At 62.7% G+C, this 17,743-nt stretch carries 19 protein-coding genes; 10 read left to right on the top strand and 9 right to left on the bottom strand.

What is annotated here, in order from left to right; translation table 11 throughout:
* Positions 1-2 precede the first annotated feature (2 nt).
* Both NCS03_RS25785 and NCS03_RS25790 read left to right on the top strand, forming a co-directional pair.
* On the top strand, positions 3-2,435 hold the full coding sequence (locus tag NCS03_RS25785) for a glucose/quinate/shikimate family membrane-bound PQQ-dependent dehydrogenase (RefSeq protein ID WP_250530075.1): 2,433 nt from the start codon (positions 3-5) through the stop codon (positions 2,433-2,435).
* 20 nt (positions 2,436-2,455) lie between these two features.
* On the top strand, positions 2,456-3,481 hold the full coding sequence (locus NCS03_RS25790; RefSeq protein WP_250530076.1) for a porin: 1,026 nt from the start codon (positions 2,456-2,458) through the stop codon (positions 3,479-3,481).
* 3 nt (positions 3,482-3,484) lie between these two features.
* Here the strand turns inward: NCS03_RS25790 and NCS03_RS25795 are convergent, their stop codons facing one another.
* Complete coding sequence (locus tag NCS03_RS25795; protein ID WP_033536044.1) at positions 3,485-3,841, bottom strand: MarR family transcriptional regulator; 357 nt, start codon at positions 3,839-3,841, stop codon at positions 3,485-3,487.
* A 228-nt stretch (positions 3,842-4,069) separates the two neighbouring features.
* On the opposite strand from NCS03_RS25795, the gene NCS03_RS25800 reads away from it, so the two are divergent.
* Positions 4,070-4,363 (top strand): hypothetical protein, encoded by a 294-nt coding sequence (locus NCS03_RS25800; RefSeq protein ID WP_250530077.1) that lies wholly within the window; start codon positions 4,070-4,072, stop codon positions 4,361-4,363.
* Positions 4,364-4,422: 59 nt separating this feature from the next.
* Positions 4,423-4,977 (top strand): hypothetical protein, encoded by a 555-nt coding sequence (locus NCS03_RS25805; protein ID WP_175980231.1) that lies wholly within the window; start codon positions 4,423-4,425, stop codon positions 4,975-4,977.
* Between the two features lie 27 nt (positions 4,978-5,004).
* Here the strand turns inward: NCS03_RS25805 and NCS03_RS25810 are convergent, their stop codons facing one another.
* Genes NCS03_RS25810 through leuC form a run of 3 tightly spaced genes read right to left on the bottom strand, consistent with a single transcriptional unit; the run spans position 5,005 to position 8,419 of the window.
* Positions 5,005-6,327: a 2-hydroxycarboxylate transporter family protein gene (locus tag NCS03_RS25810; protein ID WP_250458791.1), complete on the bottom strand. Its 1,323-nt coding sequence runs from the start codon at positions 6,325-6,327 to the stop codon at positions 5,005-5,007.
* A 60-nt stretch (positions 6,328-6,387) separates the two neighbouring features.
* The gene (gene leuD / locus NCS03_RS25815) at positions 6,388-7,032 is read right to left on the bottom strand and encodes a 3-isopropylmalate dehydratase small subunit (protein ID WP_250530078.1); all 645 of its coding nucleotides are present in this window, start codon (positions 7,030-7,032) and stop codon (positions 6,388-6,390) included.
* Positions 7,025-8,419 (bottom strand): 3-isopropylmalate dehydratase large subunit, encoded by a 1,395-nt coding sequence (gene leuC / locus NCS03_RS25820; RefSeq protein ID WP_250530079.1) that lies wholly within the window; start codon positions 8,417-8,419, stop codon positions 7,025-7,027. The genes leuD and leuC overlap by 8 nt, the downstream gene beginning before the upstream one ends.
* A 105-nt stretch (positions 8,420-8,524) precedes the next feature.
* On the opposite strand from leuC, the gene NCS03_RS25825 reads away from it, so the two are divergent.
* From NCS03_RS25825 to NCS03_RS25835, 3 genes are all read left to right on the top strand, one after another.
* Entirely contained in the window at positions 8,525-9,415 is an 891-nt protein-coding gene (locus NCS03_RS25825) for a LysR family transcriptional regulator (RefSeq protein ID WP_239295314.1), read from the top strand.
* A gap of 47 nt (positions 9,416-9,462) precedes the next feature.
* A complete protein-coding gene (locus tag NCS03_RS25830) occupies positions 9,463-9,801 on the top strand; it encodes a DUF3140 domain-containing protein (RefSeq protein WP_250530080.1) in 339 nt (112 codons plus the stop codon).
* Positions 9,802-9,868: 67 nt separating this feature from the next.
* Entirely contained in the window at positions 9,869-11,032 is a 1,164-nt protein-coding gene (locus NCS03_RS25835) for a phytanoyl-CoA dioxygenase family protein (RefSeq protein WP_175980225.1), read from the top strand.
* Positions 11,033-11,036: 4 nt separating this feature from the next.
* On the opposite strand, the gene NCS03_RS25840 is transcribed toward NCS03_RS25835, so the two are convergent.
* Genes NCS03_RS25840 through NCS03_RS25860 form a run of 5 tightly spaced genes read right to left on the bottom strand, consistent with a single transcriptional unit; the run spans position 11,037 to position 16,338 of the window.
* The gene (locus NCS03_RS25840) at positions 11,037-11,759 is read right to left on the bottom strand and encodes a FadR/GntR family transcriptional regulator (RefSeq protein ID WP_033536016.1); all 723 of its coding nucleotides are present in this window, start codon (positions 11,757-11,759) and stop codon (positions 11,037-11,039) included.
* Between the two features lie 7 nt (positions 11,760-11,766).
* A complete protein-coding gene (gene yjfF / locus NCS03_RS25845) occupies positions 11,767-12,804 on the bottom strand; it encodes a galactofuranose ABC transporter, permease protein YjfF (protein WP_008346364.1) in 1,038 nt (345 codons plus the stop codon).
* Positions 12,801-13,859 (bottom strand): ABC transporter permease, encoded by a 1,059-nt coding sequence (locus NCS03_RS25850; protein ID WP_175980224.1) that lies wholly within the window; start codon positions 13,857-13,859, stop codon positions 12,801-12,803. Before NCS03_RS25850 ends, yjfF begins: the two co-directional genes overlap by 4 nt.
* Positions 13,852-15,372 carry a sugar ABC transporter ATP-binding protein gene (locus tag NCS03_RS25855; protein WP_250530081.1) on the bottom strand — a complete coding sequence of 507 codons (1,521 nt, stop codon included), beginning with the start codon at positions 15,370-15,372 and terminating at the stop codon, positions 13,852-13,854. The genes NCS03_RS25850 and NCS03_RS25855 overlap by 8 nt, the downstream gene beginning before the upstream one ends.
* 6 nt (positions 15,373-15,378) lie before the next feature.
* A complete protein-coding gene (locus tag NCS03_RS25860; RefSeq protein WP_175980223.1) occupies positions 15,379-16,338 on the bottom strand; it encodes an ABC transporter substrate-binding protein in 960 nt (319 codons plus the stop codon).
* A gap of 412 nt (positions 16,339-16,750) precedes the next feature.
* On the opposite strand from NCS03_RS25860, the gene NCS03_RS25865 reads away from it, so the two are divergent.
* The 3 genes from NCS03_RS25865 to NCS03_RS25875 are packed head-to-tail and all read left to right on the top strand — an operon-like array spanning position 16,751 to position 17,726.
* Positions 16,751-16,918, top strand: a complete 168-nt coding sequence (locus NCS03_RS25865) for a hypothetical protein (RefSeq protein ID WP_160172871.1) — start codon at positions 16,751-16,753, stop codon at positions 16,916-16,918.
* 3 nt (positions 16,919-16,921) lie between these two features.
* A complete protein-coding gene (locus NCS03_RS25870; protein ID WP_033536015.1) occupies positions 16,922-17,104 on the top strand; it encodes a DUF6726 family protein in 183 nt (60 codons plus the stop codon).
* Positions 17,105-17,150: 46 nt separating this feature from the next.
* Positions 17,151-17,726: a hypothetical protein gene (locus NCS03_RS25875; RefSeq protein WP_235366186.1), complete on the top strand. Its 576-nt coding sequence runs from the start codon at positions 17,151-17,153 to the stop codon at positions 17,724-17,726.
* Positions 17,727-17,743 lie beyond the last annotated feature (17 nt).

Raw genomic sequence — 17,743 nt, forward strand, 5'->3', positions numbered from 1 at the left:
CGATGTCTACGAGTAAAGCCCGTCTTTCAGCCGCGCTGAGAGCAGGGTGTGTTGTGCTGGGCCTCGCGCTGCTGGCCACTGGTCTGATTTTCGTCGTCGGCGGCGCAAAGCTCGCGCTTCTGCACGGCAGCGCGTATTTCGTGATCGCGGGAGCGGTTATCGTCGTATCCGCGGTGCAGTTCATGCGGGCGAAGTCGTCGGCTGTGCTCGCCTTCGGCGCGGTATTTATCGGCACGCTCGTGTGGGCGCCCATCGACGGCGGTTTCGATTTCTGGCCGCTCGTGTCGCGGCTGATGCTGCCGGCCGGCTTCATGATGCTCGCGCTGCTTACGTGGCCATCGTTGCGCACGCATGAGACCGGCAAGCCCGCGTCGAAGCGCGCGTATGCGTTCGCTGGCGTCATCGCGCTTTGCATGCTCGTTACCTTCGTGCAGATGTTCGAGCCGCATCCGACCGTCGCATCCGATGGCAATGAAACGCCGCTCGTGCCCGTCGCGAAGGAGCACGCGCAGAAGGACTGGAGCAACTACGGCAACACGGCCGGCGGCAGCCGCTTCGTGGCGCTCGATCAGATCACGCGCGATAACGTGAAGGATCTGCGTGTCGCGTGGACCTTCCATACGGGCGATGTCCCCGAAAGCCCGACCGGCAACGGCGCGGAAGATCAGGAGACGCCACTGCAGATCGGCGACCGCCTCTACCTGTGCACGCCGCACAACAACGTGATCGCCGTCGATGCCGACAGCGGCAAGCAGATCTGGAAGCGCGAGATCAACGCGCGGGCGCAGGTCTGGAACCGCTGTCGCGGCCTTGCGTATTTCGATGCGACGAAACCTGTGGCGCAACCGACGATAAACGGTTCGACGCCTGTGACCCCCGTTTCCATCGCGGCGGGCGCAAGCTGCCAGCGCCGCTTGCTGATGAACACGATCGATGCGCGTCTCGTCGCCATCGATGCCGACACCGGCGCGCTGTGCGAAGGCTTCGGCGAACACGGCTTCGTGAACCTGAAAGCGGGTCTCGGCGCGGCCGACGATCCGAAGTATCAGCTCACGTCGGCGCCGACGCTCGCGGGCACGACGGTCGTGGTGGGCGGACGCGTGGCCGACAACGTGCAGACCGACATGCCGGGCGGCGTATTGCGCGGCTTCGACGTCATTACCGGCGAGATGCGCTGGGCGTTCGATCCGGGCCACGACGACCCCAACGCGCGCCTGCAACCGGGTCAGACTTACGCGCGCAGCACGCCGAACTCGTGGGCGCCGATGTCCTACGACGCCGCGATGAACACTGTCTTCATCCCGATGGGCAGCTCGTCGGTGGACTTGTGGGGCGGCAATCGCACGCCGCTGGATCACAAGTACGCGACGTCGATCCTCGCGCTCGATGCGACCACCGGCAAGGAAAAGTGGGTGTACCAGACGGTCCACAACGATCTGTGGGACTTCGACGTTCCGATGCAGCCGAGCCTCGTCGACTTTCCCGAGAAGGATGGATCGACGAAGCCTGCGGTCGTGTTCGGCACGAAATCCGGTCAGATCTTCGTGCTCGACCGCATGACGGGCAAGCCGCTTACGCGCGTCGAAGAACGCAAGGTGAAGACGGGCACGATCGCGCAGGAACAGTACTCTTCGACGCAGCCGTTCTCGGCCGGCATGCCGACGATCGGCGCGGACACGCTGAAGGAATCGGACATGTGGGGCGCGACGCCGTTCGATCAGTTGATGTGCCGCATCAGCTTCAAGTCGATGCGCTATGACGGCCTCTTCACCGCCCCCGACACCGACGTCTCGCTGAGCTTCCCGGGATCGCTCGGCGGCATGAACTGGGGCAGCCTGTCGACGGATCCGAATCATCACGTCGTCTTCGTGAACGACATGCGCCTCGGTCTCTGGGTGCAGATGATTCCGCAAAAGACCGACAGCGCGCCCGCGAGCAACGGCGGCGAAGCCGTCAACACGGGCATGGGCGCGGTGCCGCTGAAGGGCACGCCGTATGCCGTGAACAAGAACCGCTTCATGTCGCCGCTCGGCATTCCGTGCCAGAAGCCGCCGTTCGGCACGCTCTCCGCGGTCGATCTGAAGACGCAAAAGATCGTGTGGCAAGTGCCCGTCGGCACCGTGCAGGATACGGGTCCGTTCGGCATCAAGATGCGCGTGAAGATGCCCATCGGCATGCCGACGCTCGGCGGCACGCTCGCGACGCAAGGCGGCCTCGTGTTCATCGCGGGCACGCAGGACTATTATCTGCGTGCGTTCGACAGCGCCACCGGCAAGGAAGTGTGGAAGGCGCGCTTGCCGGTCGGAAGCCAGGGCGGTCCGATGAGCTATGTGTCGCCGAAGACGGGCAAGCAATACGTGCTGATTTCGGCGGGCGGCGCGCGGCAATCGCCGGATCGTGGCGATTACGTCATCGCGTATGCATTGAACCGCTGATCGTACGAACCGAAGATTTCATGCGTCTGACCAACACTTTCATGTGCCTGCTGGCTGTATCGATGCTGTGCGGCATCGGCGCAACGTCCGCGCATGCGCAGAGCGCCGTGACCTTGTACGGCAGCATCGATACGAGCATCGAAGTGACGAACCCGGGCTCGTCGTGGACTCCGCGCATGGACTCGGGCGCGTATCGCGGCTCGCGCTTCGGCTTGCGCGGCTACGAGCAATTGAGCGGCGATACGCGTCTGTTCTTCGATCTGGAAAGCGGCTTCAGTTCCGCCGACGGCACCTTCGCGACGGCCAACACGATCTTCAATCGACAGGCGTGGATCGGGCTCGGCGCGCCGTGGGGCGAGTTGCGCTTCGGCCGGCAGTATTCGCCGATCTACATTCCGTTCAAGGGCGGACTCGATGCATTCGGTGCGGGCACGATCGCGTCGGGGCTCAACAATCTGTCGAAGATCACGCCTTACACGAATAACGGCATCACGTATCTGTCGCCCGATTTTCACGGCTTCACGACGACGCTCATGGTCGCATTGCGCGATAGCGGCAACGGCAACGGGCTATCGGGGAACTACGAGACGTTCGCGTATCACAGCGGGCCGTTTCGCATTTCGTACGCGCATCAGGACACGCAAGGCGACACCGGCTTGCGTGCGAATCTCGGCGGCGTGTCGTATCGCTTCGGCAAGACGACGGCCTTCCTCTCGTACTTCAACGGCGATGGCGGGTCGCCGCGCTATCACAACGACGGTCTTTCGGTCTCGATGCGCTACGCGGTGACGCCGCGCCTGCGCGCATCGCTCGGCTATGCGTATGCACGCGATCGCTCGGGCAGCGATAACGACGCTGACCAGTTCAGCGTTGCGTGCGAATACGATCTCTCGCCGAAGGTGCTGCTTTACGCGAGCGGCGCGATGCTGCGCAATCATGGCGACGCGACCTTCACGCTGCGCGGCGTGAACGTAGTCGGGATTCCGGCGGCTTATCCCGGCGCGCCGGTGCGCGGCGTGCAGGTTGGCATGATCGACCGGTTCTGATTCTCAGCGTCTCTTCTTCGCCTCATCGAGGCACGCCGCGAGCTTCTCGAAGTAATCCAGTGCTTTTCGCGTCGGCACGACGGTCTTGATGCGCAGATCGTCGCTGCTTTCATCGACGGATACGAGGCCTTGCTTTCTGAGGTTCGTCAGCTTGCGATGCACCGTCGCCGGCGCGCCCGCGATAGACAGCGCCATCGTCTCCGTGACCGTCAGCGCATGGCCCGCGTGCCACGACGCCGTGAGCGCTTCGAGCAAGCGTTCTTCGGCAGCATCGAGCTTCGGCACCGAAGGCAATGCCTGCACTGCCTGAGCCAGATTCAGGAAGCGGAAATAGGCATCGAACACGCTCTTTTTGGCCATGAAGAAATCGCTTTTAGGGAACGAACCGATCATAGCATTCGCGATATACGGCAAACCACAATCGACGATCTATTTATCAAATTGATAAGTAAGTGCTAGGATGGTGCGTCGAGCAAGGTCGCAATACAAGGTCGCAATACAAGGTCGCAATACAAGGGAGCAATACGAAGAGCGGACGAGTGAGCGCGTTTCGCTATTGCCCGAGCGATTTCCCGGGAGGGCAGGGGCGTGGTTCAGGAACGCGATAACAACTACATCACGGCGCATTTCATCGAGCAGGAGATCGAACATCTCGCGAGGATGATCCGCTCGCGCCACTGGCATCGCAGCGCGGCGTGGCCCGTTTCGTACTGGCGCGAGCGCATCGAGGAATTGCAGCATGCGCCCGCCATCGCGCCGCTTCAGCGCACGGAGCTCGAATCGCTTCTGAACGAACTGGAGCGCATCGCGGCCAAACTCGAATCGTCGGCGAATTACGGCGGAAGAGCGCAAGGCCAGACGCGCACGATGCGCGACGCATGAATTCGCGCGGTGCTGCGATAAGATGTGCGTCCTTACCGCCGCTCACTGGCACGCCGCCAATGTCTTCCCTTCAACTTCGCTTATGTTCCGTCGTCGGAACGGCGCTCGTCTTTATCACCTCGCTCTGGGCCAATCAGGAAATCTTTACTCATTCCGAGTTCGTGCGAGGCGTGAACTGGATTTATCTTCCGGCCGGCATTCGGCTGCTCAGCACGCTGTTGTTGGGCGCGGACGGCGCACTCGGGCTGCTTTTCGCAAGCTGGCTCGTCGATTTCTTTTATTTCTTTCCAAATGATCCGGTGAGATCTTTCGTCGGCGGCATCATTGCGACCGTCGCGCCTTATGCCGTGTATCGACTCGCGCGCGAGATCTATGGACTCGATGCGTCGCTATCGAATCTGACGGCGGGCAGATTGATGATGCTCACCGTCGCTTATGCGCTTGCCGGTCCGCTGCTGCATAACATCTGGTTTTATCTTCAGGGCGATACGGAGCATATCGTCGCGCGATTCTTCGCGATGTTCATCGGCGATCTTGCCGGGACCATGATCGTCATCTATACGCTCAAGGCCTTGCTGCATTTCCTGCCCGTTCCGCGCGCGCCGAACCGCTAATCGTGCGACGCGCGCGCCGCATGCACGTCAGCCGAACCACTTCATCATCAGCGTGGCGAACACGACCATGCCCGCGCCGCCGATGCGCGTCGAAATCTGCGCGAAGGGCATGAGTCCCATGCGATTCGACGACGACAGAATCGCGACATCGCCGGTGCCGCCGAGACCGCTATGGCAAGCGGTGATGATCGCCGCTTCGACTGGATACATCTTCAGCCACGCGCCGACGAAGAATCCCGATACGACCATCGCCGCGACCGTCGACGCGCAGATCACGAAGTACGCGGGCGAGAATGCGCCGACGAGCTTGTCCCACGACACGAAGAGCGTGCCCAGTCCGACGAGGATCGCGAAGGTGAGATTCGTCGACATGAACTTGTAGATCTGATACGCGCCGATCTCCATGCGTTCGGGAATCGCGCGCACGACCTTCAGCACGGCGGCTGCGACGATCATCAGCACGGGTCCGGGAATGCCGGTGACGGGCGCGAGCAGCATGCCGAGAATGAACAGCGTGCAGCCGAGCAGCAGCCCGAAACCCATCAGGCGCAGATCGAGCGCGGCCTCGGCTTTCTGTTCCTTCAGCAGCGCCTGATCGTCGCCGCTCTTCACGAGCATGCCGTCGCCGCTATATGCGCGATGTTTCTCACCGAAGCGCTTGAGCAAGCCGCTCGCGAGAATCGCGACGACGTTGCCGATGAGCGCGGCGGGCACCATCATCGCGATCAGATGACCTTGCGCCGCGCCGGTGACTTCCGCATAACCGATCGACAAGGGCAGAATGCCTTCGCCGATGCCCCCGCCCAGAATCGGCATGACGATATAGAAGAACGTGTGCTTCGGGTCATAGCCGAACATCAGTCCGACTAGCACGCCCGCCGCGATCGCCGTCACCGTGCCGACCAGCAATGGCACGAACATCTTCAGAAAGCCTTGAATCAGGATCTTGCGATTCATGCCGAGAATGCTGCCCGCGACGAGACACGCGATATAGAGGTATTGCAGGTTCGCGGTCTTCATTGTCGTGGTGATGGCCTTGAGCGCGGCATCGTCCATCAGCTTGTAGCCGAGCAGCGCCGAAGGCACGAAGAGACAGAGAATCGCGGGCCCGCCGATATGCCTGAACACCGGAATGCGTTTGCCGATTTCGCCGAGCAACAGGCCCGATAACATCAGCACGGCGAAGCCGCCGATCATGTCGTTCGGCAATTTGCCGGTGATGGCGGCGAGTATCGTCACCAGTGCGAGCGCGACGAACATCGCGACCGGCATGCCGCCGATAGTCATCAACGAGAAGCGCGCGCGCAGTCCGAGCGGCGTCGCGCCCGTGCGCAACGAAGGGCTTTCCATATCGTGTCTCCTGATTGAGAAGTGATGCGGCGATGGACGCTCGTGCGTCTCTTTTTCGCCTTACGCTGCTTGCTTGTTGCGTAGCGCGGGCAAATCGATCTTCATCCACGGACGCAGCGCCTCGTGCTTCGCTTCGAATGAGCGGATCGCGTCGCTGTCGGCGAGCGTCATGCCGATCATGTCCAGTCCTTCGATGAACATGCGCTTCTGTCGCTGCGGAAGATCGAACGCGTAGTGCGTGCCGTCGCTCGTGCTCACGCGTTGATTCGCGACGTCGATGGTCAACCGATTCGTCTTTGCATCGCTCGCGAGCGCGCTCAATGCAGCGACGACGGCTTCATCGAGCGCGATCAGCAGCAAGCGATTGTTCTGCGCGTTGAAGTAGAAGATTTCGCCGAAGCTCGGCGCGATAACGGCATCGATTCCCGCTTGCTGCAAGCCCCATACGGCGTGCTCGCGGCTCGATCCGCAGCCGAAGTTCGCGCCCGCGATGAGAATGCGCGCGCCCGCATAGTCGGGCCTGTTCAGCACGAAGTCTTTGCGTGCGTTGCCCGATGCATCGAAGCGCAAGTCATACAGAACGCCGCGCGCGAGACCGGACTTGTCGATGCCGAACAGAAACTGCTTCGGCATGATCTGGTCGGTGTCGAGATTGTTCAGCGGCAACGGCGCGGCGATGCCGGTCAATGTTGCGTGTTCAGACATGCTCCAGCTCCTTGCGTACGTCGACGATACGGCCCGCGAGCGCGGCGGCGGCAGCCATCGCGGGACTCATCAGATGGGTGCGGGCGCCGCGTCCCTGGCGACCCTCGAAATTGCGGTTGGTCGTGGACGCGCAGCGCTGGCCGGGTTGCAGGATGTCGTCGTTCATCGCGAGGCACATCGAGCAGCCAGGCTGACGCCATTCGAAGCCCGCCTCGATCAGCGCGCTGGCGATGCCTTCGCGTTCCGCCTGCTCGCGGACCATGCCGGAACCGGGCACGACCATCGCACGCACGGAAGGCGCGACCTTGCGGCCGCGCACGATATCGGCGACGGCGCGCAAGTCTTCGATGCGCGCGTTCGTGCATGAACCGATGAATACGTGATCGATCGCGAGGCCCTCGATCGCCTGATTGGCATCGAGTCCCATGTAGTCCAGCGCCTTCGATGCATTGCGTTGCGCGACCGGTTCATCGGCGAGGCGGGGAATGCGCGCATCGATCGCGATGGCCTGATCCGGGCTCGTGCCCCATGTGACGAACGGCGCGACATCGCGCGCATCGAAGCGATGCGTGATGTCGAACGATGCGTCGGCGTCGGACGCGAACTGCTTCCATCGCGCGACGAATGCATCGGTTCCGATGCGCTCGGCGACATAGCGAATCGTCGTCTCGTCGGGGGCGATCAACGCACCGCGCGCACCTGCTTCGACGGTCATGTTGCACAAGGTCATGCGCGCCTCGGCGGAGAGCGCATCGATCGCGCTGCCCGCATACTCGACGACGTAACCGCGCGCGCCCTGCGCACCGATCTTCGCGATGATGTAGAGCACGAGATCCTTCGATGTCGTGCCGCGAGGCAGCGCGCCATCCACGACGATGCGCATGTCCTTCGCGACGCGATAGACGAGCGTCTGCGTCGCGAGCACATGTTCCACTTCCGATGTGCCGATGCCGAAGCCCAGCGCACCGAGTGCGCCATACGTCGTGGTGTGACTGTCGCCGCACAGCACGACCATGCCGGGGCGAATCAGGCCGATCTCCGGCGCGACCACATGCTCGATGCCTTGCGCACGGTCGCGCACATCGAACAGATGGATGCCGTGCTCCGCGCAGTTGCGCGTGAAGTTCGCGGCCTGCTGCGCGGCGGCGTCGATCATGATCGTGCGCTTGTCGACCGCGACGGGATGCGTCGGAATCACATGATCGACGACACCCATCTGCTTTTCCGGGCAACGCACCGGCAGGTTTTTTTGCGCGAGTCCCGCGAATGCTTGCGGGCTCGTGTACTCGTTCATGATGTGCAGGTCGGCGTAAAGCGCGACGTGTTCATCGTCGACGTGAAAAACCGTGTGGCTGTCCACGATCTTCCGATAAAGCGTCTGTCCCATGCTGTCTCCGTTCTTGCTTCTCCGATAAGTCGAAGCCAGTGTAATTCGATAAGGGAGACCGTAAAATGCAGCTTGTCTTAACCCATTGTTAAGCCAAATTTAAAAATGGACTCGATCGCCGACCTGGAGTTTTTCGCGCGGCTCGTCACGCAAGGCAGCTTGTCGGCGCTCGCGCGCGAGCTCGGCGTGACACCGCCCGCCGTGAGCGCGCGCCTCAGCCAGCTCGAACGGCGTCTCGGCGTGAAGCTGCTGAACCGCACGACGCGGCGGCTCGCGATGACGCAGGAAGGCGAGCTCTATCTCGGCACCGGCTCGCGCCTGCTCGAACAGGTGCAGGAACTGGAGCGCATGGTGTCGAGCAGCCGCGATCTGCCGCGCGGCCTGTTGAAAGTGAACGCGACCTTCGGCTTCGGGCGGCGTCATATCGCGCCGGCGCTGTCGGAGTTTCGTCGGCAATATCCGGATGTCGAAGTGCAGCTCGATCTCACCGATCGTCCGATGAATCTCGCCGAATTCGCGTTCGATGTCGGCATCCGCTTCGGTGAATTGCCGGACATGCGCGTGGTCGGCAGAAAGATCGCGGCGAACCGGCGCTTCGTATGCGCAGCGCCGGCGTATCTGCAAGCGCATGGCACGCCGAAGGAGCCGGACGATCTGCGCGGTCATCGCTGCATCGTGCTGCGCGAGAACGACACGGCGTACGGCACCTGGCATTTCACGAAGGGCAAGCGGCACGAAACGGTGAAAGTCCACGGCACGATGAGCAGCAACGATGGCGAAGCGACGCTGCGCTGGGCGCTCGACGGTCACGGCGTGCTGACGCGTTCCGAATGGGACGCGCAGTCGTTTATCGATTCCGGCGCGCTCGAACGCGTGCTCACCGACTGGTCGATGCCGCCCGCCGATATCTATGCAATCTATCCCGAGCGGCTGAATTTGTCGGCGAAAGTGCGCGTATTCATCGAGTTCCTTGAGCGGTATCTGAAGCGGGTGTGATGCTTGCTGAATCGCGGGCATGACATCGCCGACGACGGAGGCAACTCATGACCGCACAGCACCACGATGACGACAGCGCGACTTACGGCACCTTCAAGGATCTCGTCAACATGACGCCCGCTCAACTCGAAAAGTGGCTCGCGACCGACGAGTCGCGCGAAGTCGGCCAGAAGAGCGGCGGCGGCGAATCGGTGGGGCACAAGTCGGGTCGGCATATCATCGACATTCTCGGCAAGAAGAAGGCCGATCTCGGCGAAGACGACTACGCGCACATGCGCAAGGTCGTCGGTTACATCAAGCGGCACCTCGCGCAGCGCCCGCACGAAGTCGAGCATTCGCACTGGCGATACTCGCTGATGAACTGGGGCCACGATCCGCTGAAGTAGGCTGCCGTCATTCGTGCCGCGCATTCGGCAGCATCAGCCGCTATGCTTGTCGAAAACGGAGCGAGACATGAATCAGACGAACTGGTACGCCGAAAGCGATTGCTCACTCGATGAATTCGCGAGCCTGCTCGAGCGCGACGCGCGACCGAAGCTGACATTCGCGTCGCACATTCAGCGCGGCATTCCGTTATATGACTGCGGCGCGCTCGCCCCCGCGCTGGACGATTCATCGACATGCATGGCGTTGCAGGCGGAATGGGCCACGGTCCTGCGCGATGGCGCAGGCGTGTTCGTGCTCAAGCATGCGTATGCGGATGTCGATCCTATCGACGAGGCCGCCGCGATCTTCGAATCGATCATCCGGCAAGAGCGCGAACGCGGTGCGAGTGCCGCCGATCACTTCGCGAAGGCGGGCGCGAACGATCGTATCTGGAATGCGCAGGAAAAGCTCTGTCTGCACGCGCCGCGCGTGTTCGCGCGTTACTTTGCGAACCGGTTCATCGAATGCGCGGCGCTTGCATGGCTCGGCCCCGGTTTTCAGATGACATCGCAAGTCAATGTCGTGCGTCCGGGCGGCGACGCGCAGCAGGCGCATCGCGACTATCACCTCGGTTTCCAGACTGCCGATGAAGTGCGGCGCTATCCGGCGCATGTTCACGCGATCTCGCCGTATCTCACGCTGCAAGGCGCGGTCGCACATCGCGACATGCCTGTGGAAAGCGGTCCGACGAAGCTGCTGCCGTTTTCGCAGCGCTATGCGCAAGGGTATCTCGCGTGGCGGCGCGCGGACTTCCGCGAATATTTCGAAGCGCATCACGTTCAATTGCCGCTCGAAAAGGGCGATGCACTTTTCTTCAGCCCCGCGCTCTTTCATGCCGCGGGCGCGAACCGCACGCGCGACGTGCAGCGCATGGCGAATCTGCTGCAGGTGTCATCGGCATATGGACGCGCGATGGAAACGCTCGATCGCGCGCGCATGTGCGAATCGGTCTATCCGGTACTGCTCGATTTCAAGTCGACGGAAAGCATGAGCGATGCGGAGATCGATGCGGTCATCGCTGCGTGCGCGGAAGGCTACGCGTTCCCGACGAACCTCGATCGCGATCCGCCCATCGGCGGTCTTGCGCCGAAGAGTCAGCAGGCGCTATTGCGTCAGGCGCTCGATGAAGCATGGTCCGTCGATGCGCTCGCGAACGCGCTGAAGGACAACGCGTGGCGGCGCAATACTTGAAGCCTTACTCCTGATAAACCGCCGTCAACACGCTTTGGGCATCGGCGAGCGCATTGTCGAGTTGCACGAGACTCGCGTGACGCGCGCCGAGCGGATCGCGATTCGCGATCGCGGTGAGTATTGCCTTGTGGCGCGGCAAGGACAGCGCGTGCGTATCCGGATGACGGCTCGTCAACTTGATCGACTCCGACAGCGCGAGCGATAACATGTGCCCGATATACATCAGCATGTCGTTGTGCGTCGCCGTCATGATCGCGCGATGAAACTCCAGATCGGGCGTAAGCAGTGCCTCGGGCGTCGGCGCATGCGACATGCGCTCGTACGCATCGCGGATGCGCGTGACATCTTCCTCTGTCGCATTCGATGCGGCGAGCGCGGCCGCCGCCGGCTCGACGATCCTGCGCACCACGAGCAGCGACTGAAAGAACGCGCCTTCATGCACGCTGGTGATCGTCCAGAAGAGGACATCGGGATCGAGCGTGTGCCATTCATCGCGCGGACGCACGACGCTGCCAAGACGCGGCTTCGACAGCACGAGCCCTTTCGCGACCAGCACGCGCGTCGCTTCGCGCAGCACGGGCCGGCTCACGCCATAGGCTTCGCACAGCTTCGCTTCGGCGGGCAGGCGATCGCCGGGACTGAGCTTGCCGCTCACGATGTCGATGCCGAGCTCCTGCACGATGCGCGCGTGCATGCTCTTGCGAGGTTGTGGATGACGATAGTCCATGACGTCGTCAGCGCTTCGCCGCAGAGCGATCGCCGAACGCGCGCTGCGACAGACAGAACACGAGCAGCAATGCGCCGACCGCGATCTTCGTCCACCATGAACTGAGCGAGCCGTCGAACGAGATCAGCGTCTGAATGATGCCGAGAAGAAGCACGCCGAACAGCGTGCCGATCACATAGCCGACGCCGCCCGTCAAGAGCGTTCCGCCGATGACGACCGAGGCGATCGCATCGAGTTCGAGACCCATCGCGTGCAGGCCGTATCCCGAGAGCATGTAGAACGTGAACAGCACGCCGCCGAGCGCGGAACAGAAGCCCGATAGCGCGTACGCACCGATGGTCGCGGCGTTCACCGGCAAGCCCATCAGAAGCGCCGAATGCGGATTGCCGCCGACCGCATAAATGGTGCGGCCGAACGGCGTGTAATGCGCGATGAACACGGCGGCCGCGAGCACGACTAGCGCGATCACCGCACCGAGCGAGAGCGACGCGCCGCTCATGACCGGTATGCGAATCTGCGATACGGCCGCATACCACGGATCGGTGATGCTGATCGAATCGATGCTGATGAGATAGCACAGCCCGCGCGCGAGGAACATGCCCGCCAGCGTGACGATGAACGGCTGCAGGCGAAAGCGCGCGATGAGCCAGCCCATGAGCGTGCCGAATGCGGTGCCCATCGCGAGCACGAGCGGGATCACGACGAGCGGATGCCAGCCCGCTTTTTCGACGAGCGCGGCGGACACCATCGTCGTCAGCGCAATCACCGATCCCACCGAAAGGTCGATGCCGCCCGACAGAATCACGAAGGTCTCGCCTACCGCGACGACGATCAGAAACGCATTGTCGATCAGCAGATTGAGAAAGACCTGCGGCGAGAAGAAGCCGGTGTACATCACCGAGCCGAGTACCGAGATCGCGATGAACAGCGTGATTGTCGCGGCGAGCGGCAGATAGCGGCTCGTCGAGAAGCTGCGCTTCGGTGCAGCGGCGTCGCGAGGATGCGCAAGCGTGACGCCCGGCGGCTTGGGCAAGGGCGAACTCATCGGCGCACCTCGCTGCGGCCAATAGCAGGGCGGCGCGCGAACTTCACGACCGTCGCGCGGAACTCGCCCGATTGCAGCATCATCACCGCGAACACGACGATGGCTTTCACCACGAGATTCACCTCCGGAGGCACGCCGAGCGAATAGATCAGATACGTGAGCGTCTGGATGATGAGCGCGCCGATCACGCTGCCCGCGAGCGTAAAGCGACCGCCCGTGAGCGCGGTGCCGCCGAGCGTGACGGCGAGGATCGCATCGAGTTCGAGCAAGAGGCCCGCGTTGTTGCCGTCGGCGCTCTTGACGTTCGAGCTGATGAGAATGCCCGCCACGCCCGCGCACAAACCGCTGAATGCATACGCGCCGAGCGTGAGCCGTTTCGCCTGCACGCCCGCGACGCGCGCGGCGGTCGGATTGATGCCGATCGCCTGCAGGAAGAGGCCGAGCGCCGTGCGCGTGATCGCAAGATACAGCAGCACGAACACGAGCGCGACGATCCATATCGATGTCGGCAATCCGAGCAGATAGCCGCCGCCGAAGAAGAAGTAGGGCGTGTAGTAGATCGTGATGATCTGACCGTTGGTGATGAGCTGCGCGATGCCGCGTCCCGCGACCATCAGGATGAGCGTCGCGATGATCGGCTGCATGCCCGCGCGCGCGACGAGCAGGCCGTTCCACAAGCCGCACAGCAACGCGACGCCAAGCGCCGCCACGATCACGACAGGCAACGGGAAGCGCGTGACGTTGCCCGCGACCGATCCGCCGATCGCCCACGCGGCGACCGCTCCCGCGATGGCGACGACCGCGCCGACGGAGATATCGATGCCGCGCGTGGCGATCACGATGGTCATGCCGAGCGCGACGACCGCGAGCGGCGCGGCGCGATTGAGGATATCGACGAGACTGCCGTAGACGTGACCGTTGCGCCACTCGACATGCAGAAAGCCCGGATTGAACGCAGCGTTCAGCGCGAGCAGCAGCACGAGCGTGACGATCGGCCAGCCGAGCCGATGTTCCATCATCGAACGAAGCGTCATGCGGCGCGCGGTGTCATCCATGTTCGGCTCCGATCATTTCGCATACCGTATCTTCGCTGGTTCCGGCGGGCAACTCGCCGACCTTGCGCCGGTCGCGCAACACGACGATGCGATTCGCGATACGCACCACCTCCGATATCTCCGAAGAAATGAACAGCACGGCCATGCCCGTCGATGCGAGCCGGAGTATTTCGTCCATGATTTCCTGCTTCGCGGCGACGTCGATGCCGCGCGTCGGCTCGTCGAGAATCAGAAGGCGCGGCTCGGTCGCGAGCCACCGCGCGATGAGCGCCTTCTGCTGATTGCCGCCGGACAAGAGACCGATAGGCATGTCGAGCGTCGCGGCCTTGATGCCGAGCGCGCGCACGAAGCGTTCGGCGAGCGCGTTCTGTTCGGCGCGCGTGAGGCAGCGCCGCGCGCCCATGCGTGCCTGCAACGCCAGCGCGATGTTCTCGCGCAGCGACAGCTCCGCGACGATGCCGTCCGCTTTGCGCTCTTCCGGACAGAACGCGATGCCGTGACGGATCGCCTGCGCGGGCGTCGTGAAGGAGACCGGCATGCCATCGATGCGCAGTTCGCCTTCGTCGGGCTTCTCGAGGCCGAAGAGCAGCTTCGCGAGTTCGGTGCGCCCCGAACCGAGCAGGCCCGCGACGCCCACCACTTCGCCCGCGCGCACGCGCAGATCGAGCGGTTGAAGCTGGCCTTTCTGGCCGAGTCGCGTGGCATCGAGCAACGCCGTTTCCTGCGTGGCCGTTTCGATGTCGTCGGGCGGCGACTGACGCGCCTGCGCGGCGGCAAGCTCACGGCCGAGCATCGCCGCGATGAGCGCCTGCGCGCCCAGTTCGCTCGTCGGCCATTCACCGACGCGCCGGCTGTTGCGCAATACCGTGATGCGATCCGAGATCGCATAGACCTGATTCAGAAAGTGCGTGACGAAGAGAATCGCGAGCCCTTGTTCGCGCAAGCGGCGCAGTACATCGAAGAGGCGGCGCACTTCGTCGTCGTCGAGGCTGGAGGTCGGCTCGTCGAGAATCAGCACTTTGGACGATAGCTTGAGCGCGCGCGCGATCGCGACCATCTGCTGCACGGCGACCGAATAGCTCGTCAGCACACGCGTCACGTCGATATCGAGACCGATGCGCGCAAGCAGCTCACGCGCTTGCCCGTCCGTCTTATCCCAGTCGATGCGATAGCCATGCAGCGCGCCGCGCCGCGGAAAATTGCCTGCGAAGATGTTCTCCGCCACCGACAGGTTCGGGCACAGATTCACTTCCTGATAGACCGTGCTGATGCCGAGCTTCTGCGCGTCGAGCGGCGAATCGGGATGGATCGCGCGGCCCTCGAGCAGAATCTCGCCGGCGTCGAGACTCACGACGCCGGTCAGCACTTTTATGAGCGTCGACTTGCCCGCGCCGTTCTGCCCCATGAGCGCGTGAACCTCGCCCGGATAGAGCGCAAGGTTCACGTCCTGCAGCGCATGAACGCCGGCGAAGCGCTTGTCGATGCCGCGCAACTCCAGTACTGGCGATGTCATCGGCGGTCAGTATTTGCGGTTGGGGAATTCCTTCGCCGCGACCTCCATCGGGAAGATGCTTTCCTGCGTAACGATCCGCTTGGGCACCGACTTGCCCGCCTTGATGTCCTTCACCACGGACATCAGCTGCGGCCCGAGCAGCGGGCTGCATTCCACGGATACGTTGAGCTTGCCCGCCATCATCGCTTCGAACGCGCCCTTCACGCCATCGACGGAAATGATGATGATGTCCTTGCCCGGCTTCATGCCCGCTTCCTCGATCGCCTGAATCGCGCCGATCGCCATGTCGTCGTTGTGTGCGTAAAGCACGTTGATCTTCTTGCCTTCGGCCTTGAGAAATGCCTCCATCACTTCCTTGCCCTTCGCGCGCGTGAAGTCGCCGGTCTGCGAGCGAATGATCTTGAACTTCGGATCGGATTTGATGATTTCCTCGAAGCCCTTCTTGCGATCGATCGCGGGCGCGGAGCCCACCGTTCCCTGCAATTCGACGATGTTGATCGGCCCCGGATTGCCTTTCTCCTTCTCGACGAGCCAGCGGCCCGCCTTGCGGCCTTCCTCGGTGAAGTCCGAGCCGATGAACGTGACATAGAGCGAGTCGTCCTTGCTGCTGATCGCGCGGTCCGTTAGCACGACGGGAATCTTCGCGTTCTTTGCTTCGACGAGCACGGTCTCCCAGCCAGTCTCCACGACGGGCGAGAACGCGATCACATCGACCTTTTGCGCGATGTACGAGCGGATTGCCTTGATCTGATTCTCCTGCTTCTGCTGCGCGTCGGAGAACTTCAGGTCGATGCCGGCTTCCTTCGCGCTCGACTTGATCGACTCGGTGTTGGCGGTGCGCCATTCGCTTTCGGCGCCCACCTGCGCGAACCCGAGGACGATGGGCTTCTGCGCGAACGCGGAAAGCGGGAGCGTTGCGCCGAGTGGCGCGGCGGCCATCGCAACTAACACGGTGCGGCGTTTCATGTCAGTGGTTCCTCCATCCGTTGGCTATGTATCCGTGCTTGTTCGAATGATTATGGAATAACCTGTTAATTCGTTGTTCTATTCATCCCGATGCCATTCCGGTATTTGGGTTTTGCGACGAGCGAGGCAACGGCGCCGAGATAGATTGACTATATGAAGGTATTTGGCCAGTTTTAATTCACGTTAACCCGCTTTTACTACCGAAACAGTCATACCATCTCGCACCGCGCGCTGCGCCGCAACATGCAGATTCGCACGCGAGGAAAGAACTGGTAACGCCTGCGTAATCGCTGCTAATGGCTCGTAAGCACTCGGGGAAACGACGTTTTGCTTGTGTGATCGTGGCTTCGCGCGCTCGACGAAGATTGCTCCCGTTGCAATCCGCAACGTCCCTTATCCGAAAAGGAGCAGCATGAACGTCACCAGCCCTGCCACTCAACATACGACGCAAGCGACGTCGCACACGCTGCCGATCAAGCGCGGCACCGAAACGCCGACCGTCGAAACCGGCACGCCCGCGGCGAAGACGCCCGCGAGCAATCCGGCGCATCTCGGCAATCACGTCGATACGACTGCGTAAATCATGCGGAGGTCTTTTCGTCTTGCCCTTGCGTGCGCGGCGCTTGCGGCGTGCCCGTTCGTGCTCGACGGCTGCGCGCTCGCCGCGTTGCCGTGCCGCGCGACATCGGCGTTGCTGAAGGTCGTGCCGGTCGTGGGTCATGCCGCGTCCACGCCTTTCGACGCCTGCGCTACTGCCATCGACTGATATGAAGCGAACGATTCTTCGTTGCGCGTTTTTCGTTTGCATGGCGATGCCGGCATTCGCCGCGGCGCAGAAGCCTTTCGACTTCCGCGGCCTGCAGCTCGGCATCGCGCTCGACGCATTCCGGCGCGACGAGCCCGCGCGCGCGACGCCGCCCGGCAGCGTCGCCGTATGCGACACGGATATCGACGCGGCATCGCTCGGCATGGTGCTGCGCGATACGCACAGCCTGTCGATCGCCTGCAAGTGGGCGCATCGCACGCAAGGCGGTTGGAGGGAATCGGCGGCCGTTGTCGATGGCACGCTCGCCCGCGATCACGTATTGCGCTTCCTGGCGATGCCGGGCGATCCGTCGCCGCGGCTGTATCGCATGTCGTTCGTGATCGATGCGCGCGTCGCCGACGACTTCGCCGAAGGTCTGTCGTCGAAGTTCGGCCGAAGCCGCGTCGAGCGCGCGAACGGTTATCAGACGCGCACCTGGGAGAACGCGACCAGCTCGATCACGCTGGAAGCGAACGGCGCGGCGGCCTCGGCGCGCGTGATTTATCGGCTGAAGGCGTACGAAGCGTGGCTGCGCGATACGACCGACCGGTGGCGTCTTGCCGCGGTGCACGACGCGCCCTGAATCAAAGGAGAGGATTG

It is taken from the genome of Caballeronia sp. ATUFL_F1_KS4A, assembly GCF_023630905.1.
GTDB lineage: Bacteria > Pseudomonadota > Gammaproteobacteria > Burkholderiales > Burkholderiaceae > Caballeronia > Caballeronia zhejiangensis.

Coding starts and splice junctions, on each gene's coding strand:
- NCS03_RS25785 (WP_250530075.1), top strand. CDS start 3: ATGTCTACGAGTAAAGCCCGTCTTTCAGCCGCGCTGAGAGCAGGGTGT.
- NCS03_RS25790 (WP_250530076.1), top strand. CDS start 2,456: ATGCGTCTGACCAACACTTTCATGTGCCTGCTGGCTGTATCGATGCTG.
- NCS03_RS25795 (WP_033536044.1), bottom strand. CDS start 3,841: ATGGCCAAAAAGAGCGTGTTCGATGCCTATTTCCGCTTCCTGAATCTG.
- NCS03_RS25805 (WP_175980231.1), top strand. CDS start 4,423: ATGTCTTCCCTTCAACTTCGCTTATGTTCCGTCGTCGGAACGGCGCTC.
- NCS03_RS25810 (WP_250458791.1), bottom strand. CDS start 6,327: ATGGAAAGCCCTTCGTTGCGCACGGGCGCGACGCCGCTCGGACTGCGC.
- leuD (WP_250530078.1), bottom strand. CDS start 7,032: ATGTCTGAACACGCAACATTGACCGGCATCGCCGCGCCGTTGCCGCTG.
- leuC (WP_250530079.1), bottom strand. CDS start 8,419: ATGGGACAGACGCTTTATCGGAAGATCGTGGACAGCCACACGGTTTTT.
- NCS03_RS25825 (WP_239295314.1), top strand. CDS start 8,525: ATGGACTCGATCGCCGACCTGGAGTTTTTCGCGCGGCTCGTCACGCAA.
- NCS03_RS25830 (WP_250530080.1), top strand. CDS start 9,463: ATGACCGCACAGCACCACGATGACGACAGCGCGACTTACGGCACCTTC.
- NCS03_RS25835 (WP_175980225.1), top strand. CDS start 9,869: ATGAATCAGACGAACTGGTACGCCGAAAGCGATTGCTCACTCGATGAA.
- NCS03_RS25840 (WP_033536016.1), bottom strand. CDS start 11,759: ATGGACTATCGTCATCCACAACCTCGCAAGAGCATGCACGCGCGCATC.
- yjfF (WP_008346364.1), bottom strand. CDS start 12,804: ATGAGTTCGCCCTTGCCCAAGCCGCCGGGCGTCACGCTTGCGCATCCT.
- NCS03_RS25850 (WP_175980224.1), bottom strand. CDS start 13,859: ATGGATGACACCGCGCGCCGCATGACGCTTCGTTCGATGATGGAACAT.
- NCS03_RS25855 (WP_250530081.1), bottom strand. CDS start 15,372: ATGACATCGCCAGTACTGGAGTTGCGCGGCATCGACAAGCGCTTCGCC.
- NCS03_RS25860 (WP_175980223.1), bottom strand. CDS start 16,338: ATGAAACGCCGCACCGTGTTAGTTGCGATGGCCGCCGCGCCACTCGGC.
- NCS03_RS25865 (WP_160172871.1), top strand. CDS start 16,751: ATGAACGTCACCAGCCCTGCCACTCAACATACGACGCAAGCGACGTCG.
- NCS03_RS25870 (WP_033536015.1), top strand. CDS start 16,922: ATGCGGAGGTCTTTTCGTCTTGCCCTTGCGTGCGCGGCGCTTGCGGCG.
- NCS03_RS25875 (WP_235366186.1), top strand. CDS start 17,151: ATGCCGGCATTCGCCGCGGCGCAGAAGCCTTTCGACTTCCGCGGCCTG.